The 12,537-nt window shown below is 70.8% G+C and carries 10 protein-coding genes; 7 read left to right on the forward strand and 3 right to left on the reverse strand.

Annotated features, from left to right (window positions below):
* Positions 1 to 12: 12 nt before the first annotated feature.
* The 3 genes from FRCN3DRAFT_RS0203710 to FRCN3DRAFT_RS55855 form a co-directional block, all read right to left on the reverse strand.
* Complete coding sequence (locus tag FRCN3DRAFT_RS0203710; protein WP_007508690.1) at positions 13 to 1,494, reverse strand: amidohydrolase family protein; 1,482 nt, start codon at positions 1,492 to 1,494, stop codon at positions 13 to 15.
* Positions 1,495 to 1,748: 254 nt separating this feature from the next.
* Positions 1,749 to 2,240 (reverse strand): SRPBCC family protein, encoded by a 492-nt coding sequence (locus tag FRCN3DRAFT_RS0203715; RefSeq protein WP_232793907.1) that lies wholly within the window; start codon positions 2,238 to 2,240, stop codon positions 1,749 to 1,751.
* A 250-nt stretch (positions 2,241 to 2,490) separates the two neighbouring features.
* Complete coding sequence (locus FRCN3DRAFT_RS55855) at positions 2,491 to 2,931, reverse strand: DUF3052 family protein (RefSeq protein ID WP_007508688.1); 441 nt, start codon at positions 2,929 to 2,931, stop codon at positions 2,491 to 2,493.
* Between the two features lie 193 nt (positions 2,932 to 3,124).
* Here FRCN3DRAFT_RS55855 and FRCN3DRAFT_RS42475 point away from each other — a divergent pair, with 193 nt between their 5' ends.
* From FRCN3DRAFT_RS42475 to FRCN3DRAFT_RS0203760, 7 genes are all read left to right on the forward strand, one after another.
* Positions 3,125 to 4,789 (forward strand): sensor histidine kinase, encoded by a 1,665-nt coding sequence (locus tag FRCN3DRAFT_RS42475; RefSeq protein ID WP_232793908.1) that lies wholly within the window; start codon positions 3,125 to 3,127, stop codon positions 4,787 to 4,789.
* A gap of 204 nt (positions 4,790 to 4,993) precedes the next feature.
* Positions 4,994 to 6,133, forward strand: a complete 1,140-nt coding sequence (locus FRCN3DRAFT_RS42480; RefSeq protein WP_007508686.1) for a magnesium transporter CorA family protein — start codon at positions 4,994 to 4,996, stop codon at positions 6,131 to 6,133.
* 359 nt (positions 6,134 to 6,492) lie between these two features.
* Positions 6,493 to 7,074 (forward strand): hypothetical protein, encoded by a 582-nt coding sequence (locus tag FRCN3DRAFT_RS53840; RefSeq protein ID WP_027140217.1) that lies wholly within the window; start codon positions 6,493 to 6,495, stop codon positions 7,072 to 7,074.
* 277 nt (positions 7,075 to 7,351) lie between these two features.
* Positions 7,352 to 7,441 carry a K(+)-transporting ATPase subunit F gene (gene kdpF / locus FRCN3DRAFT_RS50505; RefSeq protein WP_063630134.1) on the forward strand — a complete coding sequence of 30 codons (90 nt, stop codon included), beginning with the start codon at positions 7,352 to 7,354 and terminating at the stop codon, positions 7,439 to 7,441.
* Complete coding sequence (kdpA, locus tag FRCN3DRAFT_RS0203750) at positions 7,442 to 9,106, forward strand: potassium-transporting ATPase subunit KdpA (protein WP_007508684.1); 1,665 nt, start codon at positions 7,442 to 7,444, stop codon at positions 9,104 to 9,106.
* A 71-nt stretch (positions 9,107 to 9,177) separates the two neighbouring features.
* Entirely contained in the window at positions 9,178 to 11,415 is a 2,238-nt protein-coding gene (gene kdpB / locus FRCN3DRAFT_RS0203755; protein ID WP_027140218.1) for a potassium-transporting ATPase subunit KdpB, read from the forward strand.
* A 1-nt stretch (position 11,416) separates the two neighbouring features.
* On the forward strand, positions 11,417 to 12,328 hold the full coding sequence (locus FRCN3DRAFT_RS0203760; RefSeq protein ID WP_007508681.1) for a potassium-transporting ATPase subunit C: 912 nt from the start codon (positions 11,417 to 11,419) through the stop codon (positions 12,326 to 12,328).
* Positions 12,329 to 12,537: the final 209 nt, after the last annotated feature.

A 12,537-nucleotide genomic window follows, 5' to 3' on the forward strand; every position in this document is an offset into this window, starting at 1 on the left:
GGAGGCAGAGGGTCAGAAGGTCAGCGGGCCGACGGTGACGCCGGCCTCGCGGGCGGCGTGCCCGACGCGGGCATGCAGCTCGGCGCTGGCCGTCGTCGCGAGCTCGGACGGCGGCTGGGACGCGTCGTAGACGGACCGTCCACCGACATAGACCTGTTTGAGGTTGCGCAGGCCGCAGGCGAACACGTAGGTCGCGTAGACGTCCCAGATCGGGCCGGTGTCCGGCCGCCGCGGGTCGACGACGAGAAAGTCCGCCTGCTTGCCGACCTCCAGGCTGCCGACCCGGTCGGCGACGCCGAGCACCTCGGCCGAGCCGAGGGTGTGCATCCGCAGCATCTCGCGCGGCATGAGCACCTTCGCGTCGGAATGCAGGGCACGCAGGGTGTAGATACCGATCCGCATGTTCTGGAACGGGTCGGAGATGTCGGTGCAGGACTGGTCGTCGAGACCGACGCCGATCCGGATCCCGGCGGCGCGCAGCCGGGGAATGTCCGCGATTCCGGAGCCGAGCCGGCCGTTCGACGTCGGCTGCCAGACCATTCCGGCGCCCGTCGCCGCCGCCTTGTCGACCATTTCGTCCGTCGGGTGGACGAAATGGCCGAACAGGAAACGCGGCCCCAGTGCCCCGGCCTCGTCGTACCAGGCGAACTTGGCCCGCTGCTGCTCGATCGCCTCCGCCGTCTCGACGAAGTGGGCCTGGTTGATGACCGTGTGGCGGCGCATCAGCTCGGCCTCCAGCGCTGCGGACCGCGGTGAGCTGGCCCACTGCACCGCCCCGAACACCGCCGTACCGAGGTTGAGCGGGCCGGGAACCTTCGCCTCGGCGTAGCCGGCGATCTGGGCGAAGGTGTCGAGGACCTGTGCCTCGTCGAACGCCTCGTCGTCGAGCCGAACCGCCGACATCACCCGGATCCCGGCGTCGGCGCCCGCGTCGACCTGGCGGGTGACGAAGTCGACCGGCTGGATCCGGCCGGGCAACGCCTTGTTCGCGTGCTGGTCGTACTCCCAGAGCACCCGGCTCTGGGTGAAGTTGAACGCGGAGGTGATGCCGTTCTCGGCGAAGTCCAGGCAGCCGTGCAGCGTGAACCAGTACAGGTCCTCGACGCCGGCGCCGGCCAGCACGGCCATGTTCTCCGCCAGCCAGCCGTAGAGCGTCTCACCGACGCCGAGGCCGCGCAGCCCCGACATGAACAGGTGGCTGTGTGCCGAGATGAACCCGGGCGCGACGATCGCGCCGCCCGCATCGAGCACGGTCCCGGCGCGGGCGGAGCCGGCCGCCTCGTTGGCAGCGGAGCCGGCAACCGCGTCGGCGTCGCCGCTCGGGCCGTCCGGCGGCTCCCCGGCCGGCGGGTCGCCCGGCCCGATCGCGGTGATCGTGCCGGTGTCGTCGACGGTGAACCAGCCGCGGAACGGCTCCTGCCCATCCGCCATGGTCACCAGCAACGCGTTGACGACCGTCAACGCGGCCGACCCCGCGACGCCGTCCGCCTTCATGCCGCCTCCTCGGACTCGCGACTGGCAGGATCGGCCGACCGCCAACCTACGGCGCCACGTCCGTTCCACCCAGGCTGGACGCTACCCAGCCGGTGTTACAGCGCCCGGCCCGTTGTTACGGCTGGCTTCGGCCGCCTACGGCAGTTGAGTCCGAGCCTTGCCTCGGCGGGTCCGCCCGCGCCGTATGACGTCGTGCCGGCTCCGGGTCGCGTTCACCACCGTGCCACCGGCCTTCGACAGCGGCGAGCGGGCGGTCAGCCCTGCTCGACGGTGCGGGCGAGGATGCCGAGGGTGGCCCGCAGGCCGGCCTCGGGGATGATCGGGAAGATCCCCTTGCCGCGATAGGCCTCGTGGATCCGGCTCCAGTCGTAGTACGAGGTGACCAGGGTGCCGGTCTCCTTGGGCTCCAGCCGGTAGCCGTAGATGTGGCCGATCGGCGGCTGGATCAGACCGGAGATCGTCCACTCGATGTGCGCGTCCTGCTCGTACTCGGTGATGATGACCGTGACGTCGTACTTGCCGAGCGGGATGTCGTTCAGCGACTCACGGTCCATGTGCACGACGAAGGTGTCCCCGACCTCGTCCACCGGCGCACCGTCGCTGGACTGCAGCATCCCGGAGCTGTCGATCCTCACATGACCCTTCGGGTCACGCAGCACCTCGAAGATCTTGGAGGCTGGCGCCTCGATCTGGCGCGCCACCTCGAAACGTTCCTGCTCGGTCTCGGCCACGTCGGTCTCCGTCACGTCCGGCACCCTTCCCTTCTCCGCGCCCCGCAATGCGGGGCCCGGCCCCGCGAGAACGCGGCACCGCGAAAAGGTCCTAACACCCGCAAACCGGCGCCGTCCACCGAAGCCGTCCACCGAGGCCGGACCCGCATCGCCGGCACTTTCGAGCTGGCCGGCCACCTTGGTCGGTCGCTCTGACCCCTTGGGATGGGCTCCGAGCGCGCGAGGCTTCGCCATCGTCGCGTTCCCTTCACCCGGATCGACCGGTCTAGCGCAGTTCCTTGCGCCAGACGAGTTTCAGGCCAGACCAGTCGGTGTCGAGGGCAGCGACCTTGACGTCCACCAGGCCACGCGGGAGCGCGACCTCGCGGATGAGGTTCTCCGTGACGTCGCTGCGGTGCCCGGCCGCGCGGCGAGGCCAGGCGATCCACAGCGCGCCCGCCGGATGGACGGCCCGCGCGAACCCCGAGACAGCGGCGGTCAGGTCAGCGGGCGTCCGGCAGAAGGCGACGACGATGTCGGACTGCCCGGCCGCCTGGGACGACTCGGCCGGAGGCGGCTGGGGCAGGTCTGACGTCGTCACCCCGGATGGGAGGTCAGGGATCGCCCAGCCATCCGGCGCGGCGCACAGGACGACCTCGTGCCCAGCCTTCACCCCGATCTTGCGGGCCAGCGGCGTACCGGAGTAACCGGCCTGAGAACCACTCACCCGGCCAGTCTGATCCGCCCTGGATACGGGCTTGCCCACCGGTCGTCGACGCGGCACCCACCGAGCTGGCCTTCTGGCGCCCCTGGCAAGGTGGGCGGCCCGGCCACCCCTGCCGAGGGTGGGGTTGTCCCGACCGTGCCGGGCGGTCTGGGCCCATGGTGCGGACCTGGGGTGGCAAGGCAGGCTTGTAGGCGTGGAAGTCGATCGTGCGCAGGACGAGACCCCGACGCCTGGCGGGCTGGAACCGGGCGTTGCGGAGCACGGCGGTGTCATGCCCGCCGGCTCCGAGTTTGGCAGCCGGAAAACCCCGATGGCCGCCGACGCCGAACCCGCCAGTGGCCGTGGCGACGTCGATGACGTCGATGACATCGACAGCGCCGACGACGGCGACGGTGACGGTGACGGTGACGGTGACGGCATGGGCACCGATGGCGAGGACCGGCCGTCGCCGATCGAGGCGGCAAGCCCGCTGGCCGTGGACATGTCGACGACGCCCGCACCTGGCGCGGCGTGGGCGAAGGCGCCGGCCACCTCCGCACCCGTTCCGGCTCCGGCTCCGGCTCCGGCGAGCGAAAGCATCCCGCTGATGGGGCTCGGGGCGCGCGCGTGGAAGCAGGTCACGTTCGCGCTGCTGAACCTGCCGCTCGGGATCGCCGGCTTCGTGTGCATGGTCGTGCTGCTCAGCGTCGGCAGCGGGCTGGCGGTGACGATCATCGGATTGCCGCTCCTGGCCGTCGCCCTGGCGGTCTGCCGGGCCTGGGGGCGGGTCGACCGGGCACGGGCGCGGGCGCTGCTCGGCCTCCAGATCGCGTCGCCGTCGAAGATGCCCGTTCGCGAAAGCGGCTTCTTCGGCTGGCTCTGGACTCGGCTGGCCGACCCCGTCGGCTGGCGCAGCGCCTTGTACCTGCTCATCCGACTGCCCTGGGGGATCGTCACCTTCGTCGTGACGCTCACGCTGCTGGTCGTCTTCTGGCCGGTCGTGCCATACGTCGTCTATGGCTTCGCCGCGGCCGACCGAGCGATGATCTCGGCCTTGCTGTCACCGTCCAGCGCGACGGAGCGGCGGATCCGGGAGCTGGAGGCGCGCAGGGAGACGATGGTCGGCGCGGCCGCCGACGACCGCCGCCGGATCGAGCGAGACCTGCATGACGGCGCCCAGGCCCGGCTCGTCGCCCTCGCCATGGATCTAGGCCTCACCAAGGAACGGATGGCCCAGGATCCCGAAGCGGCGGCCCAGATGATCGAGCAGGCGCATGGTGAGGTCAAGGTCGCCCTGCGCGAGCTGCGCGACCTTGCCCGCGGCATCCACCCCGCGATCCTCACCGAGCGCGGCCTCGGCGCGGCGCTCACGAACGTGGCCGGGCGGTGCACCGTGCCGGTGACGGTGAGTGTCGACCTGCCGAGCCACCGCCCGTCGGCGGCCGTCGAGGGCCTCGTCTACTTCACCGCGTCCGAGCTGCTGACCAATGTCAGCAAGCACAGCGGCGCCCGGACGGCATCCATCCGGCTGACCCGTCCCGGCGACCGGCTCGAGCTCACCATCACCGACGACGGCCGCGGCGGCGCCACGATCGCTCCGGGCGGTGGGCTCGCGGGGCTCGCCGAACGCGTCGGCGCGATGGACGGCAGGTTCACGCTGACCAGCCCACCCGGCGGCCCGACCGTCGCGACCGCTCGCCTTCCCTGGCAGGACGCGGGCTCCGACCCCAGCTCGGCCGGGAAGGAGGCCAGGCGGGCGGCCCACGAAGCCAGGCACGAACGCCAGCATGAACGCCAGGACGCGCGACGCGCGACGCAGGAGGCGCGCCACGCGCAACGAGATGCCGAGCGGGACGCCGCTCAGCGCAGAGACGGCTGATGGTCACTGCCCGGAGGCCGGGACGCGAACGGCGAGTAATCACGGTCCGTTGACGCGCGCGGCGGGAACGCGGCGGGAAAAGGTGCCGCGGGGGCCTATCGTCCGTCCGGGCGACCGGGTCTCGCCCGCGGCGCACCCACCGGCTCGCCCGCGGTGCCCGCGGGGCGCCGGCGGTGAGCTGGAGCTGGTGAGTTCGAGGCGTCGATGGATGTTCGGCTGGTAACGAGGACGGGTGTCGAGCGGCACCCCGTCGAGGCGCTGCCCGACCTGCTCGCCAGGGCACGGGCCGCCGCCACCGATGACGGCGGCGGCGAGGAGAGCGGCTACGGCGACGACGGGGACGGCCGCGGGGGCGCCGGGTTCGTCTGGTTGGACATCCCGGACTGCGAGCCGACGGCGACGAAGGTGCTCCGAGAGGTGTTCGGCTTCCATCCACGGGCGGTGCACGACTGTTCCGACCGCAACCGGGTGCCCAAGACCCACTCGTACGCCGACCACGTGTTCGTCGTCCTGCACACGCCGGAACGCGGCGAGGGTGGCCACGTCCACTACATCGAGCTCGACCAGTTCATCGGCCGCCATTTCCTGGTCACGGTGCACGGACCGATCAACCCGGTGGTCGACCCCCAGGTCGCGGTCCGGGAGACCCGGTCGGTACTGGAACGGCTGGAGTCGGGACGGCTGCGGCCGGCGACGCCGTTCGACCTGACGCACGCGATCGTGCTGGCGCTCGCCGCGAGCCAGGAGTCGTTCGTGGAAGCGCTGACCGCCGACGTGTGGGACCTGGAGCAGCGGGTCGTCGGTGGGCATTTCGGAGAGCCGGAGCCGTTCCTGGACGAGATGTTCCGAGCACGGCACGGCCTGCTGGCGGCCCGGACGATCAGCACACTGAACAGAGAGATTTACGCCCGGCTCGCCGGAAGGTCCTGGGCACTAACGCCAGTCGCGCGACCGCTGCTCGCGGAGGCCGTCGACGAGTTCGAGCAGGTTCGGAACCTGGCCGACGTCCAGCGCGAGTACCTGCAGGGAGTCATCGAGTTCTACCGCACCCGGATCGAGACGAAGATGACGATCGCGGCCGAGCGCCTCGCCGTCATCGCCGCGATCACACTTCCGGTCACCGCGATCTCATCCGTCTATGGCATGAACATCATCGTCAACAGCCACACCCGGTATCTGCAGTTGGCCATCGTCCTGGTCGCGATCGTGACGATGTCCGCCACCCTGCTGCGCTGGGCCCGCCGCCGCGGCTGGTGGGGCACCCTCGACCGGCACGACCGACGAGGGGACGTCCCGAACCCTCGGGGACGGCGCGACGAGAACCCTGGCCCGCATCCGCTGTGACCCGGTCGGCGATTCGTTCAGCCGCGCCGGGCGTTCACCAAGGCCGGCGGTGGGTCCGCGGTGGGCCGGGCTGGTAGTCCAGGCCGGGCTGGTAGTCCAGGCCGGGCTGGTAGCCGCGTATACGGGGCGTCTAGATCGGGCCAAGGCGCGTCAACGTCTCGTTCACGGCCACGCGAACGGGGTGTGGGCGGAGAAATGGTGGACGGAGCCTGGCCGGGCGGATCGCGGACCGGCACCGCCCGGATCCCCCGCGCGGCCGACCGGCCAGGCGATGACAGCGCCGCCCACCCGCGGCCGGCGGCGTCCGGGCATCGGAGGCGGTCATGCGGTCACGAGCAGCTTCTTGTCCCTCTCCCGAGGTGGCGTCTCCCTTTCCCGAGGCGGCGTCGGCCGGGCACGGCGCGGCCGACGCCGAAGTGATCTCGACCGAGGCCGGGCCGACACCGACACCGACAGCCGCGGTGCTCGCGATCACCTTCACCGGCGTTCTCGTGCTCGCCGCCGTGTTCGTCTGGGTTTCGGCGGCCCGTCACGTCGGGTTGGCGATGCTCTGCTGCTTCGTGGCGTTGGTGGCCTGGCGCGCGACCATCTCGGGGGCGGCACTGGCGGGTGTGCTTGCCTGGCCCTTCTATCTCGGGATGGTCGTCCGCGGCGACGGCCAGCTGGCCGCGCCCGGCCGCTCCGGGCTCATCGCCCTGGCACTCCTGGCCGGCGCGGCCGTCACGCCCACGATGACGCGCCGGGTGGTGACCCGGCACGTCCGCCGCCGCGTCCGGCCGGCCTCCGCCGCCGACGGCCTCGCCACCCTTCACCCCACCCGTCACCGTTCCATCGAGCTACCTCGGTCTTCCGCCACGTTTTCTGACAACGGATGTTTTTCGGCCGCGGTCCCCGCCGCACACCGGAAGTGGCCCGGGACACACGGTCAGGCCAGGTCGTAAAAGCGGTGTAGAAACCCCGGTGGAGGCCGTCAACAGGGCGTCAACGGGGATCGCATCCCTCCGGGTCCGCCCCATGATGTGACAGCGGTTCCGAGACCGGGACGATTCATTCCGGCCCGGGTAGATCTCGCCCTGGCCACACCGTTCCAGTGGGTCTGCGCCTACGGAAGGCGGACCCAGAAAGTGGGCTTCAAGCCATGTCCGACCTGGTCTTCGTCGTGGTGGTGATCGCGTCTTTCGTCGTGCTCGCGGTCATTGCCCGCGGGGTGGAGAAACTATGAGCGCCGAGAATCTTGCCGGCCTCGTCCTCATTGTGGCCGTCGCCGGCTACCTGGTGGCGGCTCTACTCTTCCCGGAGAAGTTCTAAATGAGCGCCGGGTGGGCCGGTGTCCTTTTCGTCGCCACGTTGGTGGCGGCGCTCTGCCTCGTCTACCGCCCGTTCGGGGACTACCTCGCCCACGTGTACACGAGCCCGCGTGACACCCGGGCGGAGCGGGTCGCCTACCGCCTCGTCGGCGTCGATCCCCGCGCCGAGCAGCGGTGGCCGGCGTACCTGCGCTCCGTGCTGGCGTTCTCGGCCGTCGGTGTCCTGTTCCTCTACGGGTTCCTGCGGCTGCAGAACCACCTGCTGCTCAGCCTCGGCATGCCGGCGATGGAGCAGAGCCAGGCGTTCAACACCGCCGTCAGCTTCGTCACGAACACGAACTGGCAGTCGTACTCGGGCGAGTCGGCCGCCGGGCACCTCGTCCAGATGGCCGGGCTCGCCGTGCAGAACTTCGTGTCGGCCGCGGTCGGCATGGCGGTCGCGGTGGCGCTGGTGCGTGGATTTGCCCGGTCCCGTACCGAGACGCTCGGGAACTTCTGGGTGGACCTGACCCGCGGCACGCTGCGGGTGCTGCTGCCGGTCAGCTTCGTCTTCGCGATCGTGCTGGTCGCCGGCGGCGCGATCCAGAACCTGCACGGCAACCGGACGTTCGCCACCGTCGTCGGCGGCCAGCAGACGATCACCGGCGGACCGGTCGCGAGCCAGGAGGCGATCAAGGAGCTCGGCACGAACGGCGGCGGGTTCTACAACGCGAACTCGGCCCACCCGTTCGAGAACCCGACCTCGTGGACGAACTGGATCGAGATCTTCCTGCTGCTGGTGATCCCGTTCAGCCTGCCCAGGATGTTCGGGAAGATGGTCGGCAACGCCCGCCAGGGGCTGGCGATCGTCGCGGTCATGGCGGTGCTGGCCGTCGGCAGCCTCGCCATCAACGCGGGATTCCAGATGGCCCATCACGGCACGGTTCCGGAGGCAGTCGGCGCGTCCACCGAAGGCCTGGAAAGCAGGTTTGGGGTACCGCAGTCGGCGACGTTCGCCACGGCGACGACGCTGACGTCCACGGGCGCGGTCAACTCCTTCCACGACTCGTACACCAGCATTTCCGGTGCGACGCTCATCCTGAACATGGCGCTTGGGGAGATCGCGCCCGGCGGCGCCGGTTCCGGCCTCTACGGAATGCTCATGCTGGCCGTGGTCGCGGTGTTCGTCGCGGGACTGATGATCGGCCGGACACCTGAGTATCTCCAGAAGAAGATCGGCGCGCGGGAAATCAAGTTCGCCGCTCTCTACCTGCTGGCGACGCCCGCGGTCGTGCTGATCGGCACCGCGGTGGCGATGGCGCTGCCGGGCGAGCGCGCGTCGATGCTCAACTCCGGGCCGCACGGCCTATCCGAGGTGCTGTACGCCTTCACGTCCGCCGGCAACAACAACGGGTCGGCGTTCGCCGGCATCTCGGTGAACACCACCTGGTACAACACGGCGCTCGGCCTCGCGATGCTGTTCGGCCGGTTCCTGCCGATCGTGCTGGTGCTGGGGCTGGCCGGATCGCTCGCCGCGCAGCGCCCGGTGCCGGTCTCGGCGGGGACGCTGCCCACGCACCGCCCGCAGTTCGTCGGGATGCTCGCCGGCGTCGCGCTGATCCTCGTCGCGCTCACCTACTTCCCGGCGCTCGCGCTCGGCCCGCTCGCCGAAGGAATCCACCAGTGAGCACCAATGGTGCCGGGTCCAGGGCGGACGAGACCGCGTCTACTCCGCAGACAACCGTGATGGAAAAGGCCATGAAGACAGGTGACACGCCCGCCGACGGCTCGCCCGAGCCGGACGGCTCGCACAGGCCGGCACGCCGGGCCGGTGGGCTGTTCGACCCGGCGCAGCTGATCCGCTCGCTGCCGGAGGCGGTCGGCAAGCTGGACCCGCGGACGCTGTGGCGCAACCCGGTGATGTTCGTCGTCGAGATCGGCGCCGTGTTCTCGACGGTGTTGGCGATCGCCGACTCGACGGTCTTCGCCTGGCTGACGGTCGCCTGGCTCTGGCTGACCGTGCTGTTCGCGAACCTCGCCGAGGCCGTCGCCGAGGGCCGCGGTCGGGCGCAGGCCGACACGCTGCGCCGCACCCGCACCGACACGGTGGCCCGCCGGCTGGCCGGCTGGCGCGTGGGCGCCCCCGTCGACCCGAGCCAGGCCGAGCGGGTGCCCGCGCCCGAGTTGCTGCTTGGCGACCACGTCGTCGTCGAGGCCGGCGAGGTCATCCCCGGTGACGGGGACGTCGTCGCCGGCGTCGCGAGCGTGGACGAGTCGGCGATCACCGGCGAGTCGGCGCCCGTCATCCGCGAGTCCGGCGGCGACCGGTCGTCGGTCACGGGTGGCACGAAGGTCCTCTCCGACCAGATCGTCGTGCGGATCACCCAGAAGCCGGGCCAGAGCTTCATCGACCGGATGATCCGGCTCGTCGAGGGCGCCAGCCGGCAGAAGACACCGAACGAGATCGCGCTGAACATCCTGCTGGCGAGCCTGACGATCGTGTTCCTCCTCGCGGTGGCCACGCTGCAGCCGCTGGCGATCTTCTCCCGCGCCCAGCATCCGGGCGTCGGCGACACCAGCGCCCTGAACGCTCACGGCGTGACCGGAATCGTGCTGGTCGCACTGGTGGTCTGCCTGATCCCGACGACAATCGGCGCGCTGCTCTCGGCGATCGGCATCGCCGGCATGGACCGGCTGGTACAGCGCAACGTGCTGGCCATGTCCGGCCGGGCCGTCGAGGCCGCGGGCGACGTCAACACCCTGCTGCTGGACAAGACCGGCACGATCACCCTCGGAAACCGGCAGGCGTCGGAGTTCCTCCCGTTCGGCGGCATCACACCCGACCTGCTGGCGGATGCGGCTCAGTTGTCGTCGCTGGCCGACGAGACGCCGGAAGGCCGCTCCATCGTCGTCCTGGCCAAGGAGCGGCATGGACTGCGGGAACGCAGCCCCGGTGAGCTCGGACATGCCCGGTTCGTCCCCTTCACCGCACAGACCCGGATGTCCGGCGTCGACCTGACCGACAGCGCGGGCACCGGCACCGCTGGCGGCACCGGCGACGGCGACGGGGTGTATGTGCGCCGATCGATCCGCAAGGGCGCCGCCGCCGCCGTGCTGCACTGGGTGCGCGAGGAAGGCGGCACGGTTCCTGGTGGCGTCCGGGAGGCCGTCGACGAGATCTCGGCGACCGGCGGCACGCCGCTGGTCGTCGCCGAACGGGTCGCGCCGGCGCCAGGCGTCGCCGGTGAGCCCAGGACCCGCGTCCTCGGCATCATCCAGCTGAAGGACATCGTCAAGCAGGGCATGCGCGAGCGGTTCGACGAGCTGCGGGCCATGGGCATCAGGACCGTGATGATCACTGGTGACAACCCGCTCACCGCGAAGGCCATCGCGAACGAGGCCGGCGTCGACGACTTCCTCGCCGAGGCCACGCCCGAGGACAAGATGGCCCTGATCAAGCGGGAGCAGGCGGGCGGCAAGCTGGTCGCGATGACCGGCGACGGCACGAACGACGCCCCGGCCCTCGCCCAGGCCGACGTCGGCGTCGCCATGAACACCGGCACCTCCGCCGCCAAGGAGGCCGGGAACATGGTCGACCTCGACTCGAACCCGACGAAGCTCATCGAGATCGTCGAGATCGGCAAGCAGTTGCTCATCACCCGCGGCGCCCTGACCACGTTCTCGATCGCGAACGACGTCGCGAAGTACTTCGCGATCATCCCCGCGATGTTCGCCGCGATCTACCCGGGTCTCGACAGGCTCAACGTCATGCGGCTGGCGAGCCCGGAGTCGGCCATCCTGTCCGCCGTCATCTTCAATGCGGTGATCATCATCGCGCTGGTCCCGCTCGCCCTGCGCGGGGTGCGGTACCGACCGGCCAGCGCGTCCTCGATGCTGCGCCGCAACCTGCTCGTCTACGGAGTCGGCGGCCTCGTCGCCCCCTTCCTCGGCATCAAGATCGTCGATCTGATCATCCAGTTCATCCCGGGGATTTGACATGGTCATCCGGCTTCCGAGCTGGGCCCGCCAGCACCTCGCCGCGCTGCGCGCCCTGCTCGTGTTCACCGTCATCTGTGGACTCGCCTACCCGTTCGCGCTCCTCGCCGTGGCCCAGATTCCTGGGCTGCATGGCAGGGCCGAAGGCTCACTCATCAAGGCGACGGACGGCACCGTCGTCGGCTCACGGCTCATCGGCCAGCTGGCCACCGACGGCGACGGCGACCCGTTGCCCGGCTACTTCCAGCCACGGCCGTCGGCCGCCGGCGACGGCTACGACCCGACGTCGACCAGCGCGTCGAACCTCGGCCCCGAGGACGTCGTCGACGCTCCGGACGACCCGGCGACCGCGGACGACGAGAGCCGCCAGAGCCTGCTCACTCAGGTCTGCGCGCGCAGCAAGGCGGTGGGCGAGGCGAACGGGGTCGACGGCGCGCGGCCGTACTGCACGCCGTCCGGCGTCGGCGCGGTGCTCGCCGTGTTCTACGCCGAGCAGGGCTACCAGGGCGCGGTCACCCGGGTGGTCAGCGTCAACGAGGTCTGCCCGGCCACGCCGTTCCTGGCCACCTACGCGGGAAGCACGGTGAGCTGCCGCGAACTGGACGAGGACGTCACGGCCGGCAAGATCGTGCCGATCCGAGGCGATGCCCCGGCGAAGCCGGCCGTACCGGCCGATGCCGTCACCGCCAGCGGCAGTGGCCTCGATCCGGGCATCTCGCCGGCCTACGCCCGCCTTCAGGTCGCGCGAGTCGCCCACGATCGCGGCCTGGACCCGACCGTCGTCGCAAAGCTGGTCGCTGAGCACACCACGGGCCGCGCCCTGGGATTCATGGGCGAACCGACGGTCAACGTCGTCGAGCTGAACGCCGCCCTCGACCGCATCAGCAAACCCGCCGCCCGCGCGGCCGGCTGACCACGGCAGGGCATAGCTGGGATCGGGCCGCCCCGAAGGCGGCGGCCCGATCCCATATGCGCGCACCCAGGATGTGATCATGAGCATCCAGCCGCCCACGGACGAGTAGATGATCGTCGCGAGGGTATGCGGGCCGACGTGGCAGTTCCCACTCGCGGCCCACTCGCGCCCGCCCCCGGCGCGGCGCGCGGCGGAGAGGCAGCCGCCGG

The organism is Pseudofrankia saprophytica (genome assembly GCF_000235425.2).
Taxonomy (GTDB): domain Bacteria; phylum Actinomycetota; class Actinomycetes; order Frankiales; family Frankiaceae; genus Pseudofrankia; species Pseudofrankia saprophytica.

Excerpts from the sequence above, each read along its gene's own strand:
- FRCN3DRAFT_RS42480 (WP_007508686.1), top strand. The coding sequence starts at position 4,994 with ATGGATGTTCGGCTGGTAACGAGGACGGGTGTCGAGCGGCACCCCGTC.
- kdpB (WP_027140218.1), top strand. The coding sequence starts at position 9,178 with ATGAAGACAGGTGACACGCCCGCCGACGGCTCGCCCGAGCCGGACGGC.
- kdpA (WP_007508684.1), top strand. The coding sequence starts at position 7,442 with ATGAGCGCCGGGTGGGCCGGTGTCCTTTTCGTCGCCACGTTGGTGGCG.
- kdpF (WP_063630134.1), top strand. The coding sequence starts at position 7,352 with ATGAGCGCCGAGAATCTTGCCGGCCTCGTCCTCATTGTGGCCGTCGCC.
- FRCN3DRAFT_RS0203710 (WP_007508690.1), bottom strand. The coding sequence starts at position 1,494 with ATGAAGGCGGACGGCGTCGCGGGGTCGGCCGCGTTGACGGTCGTCAAC.
- FRCN3DRAFT_RS0203760 (WP_007508681.1), top strand. The coding sequence starts at position 11,417 with ATGGTCATCCGGCTTCCGAGCTGGGCCCGCCAGCACCTCGCCGCGCTG.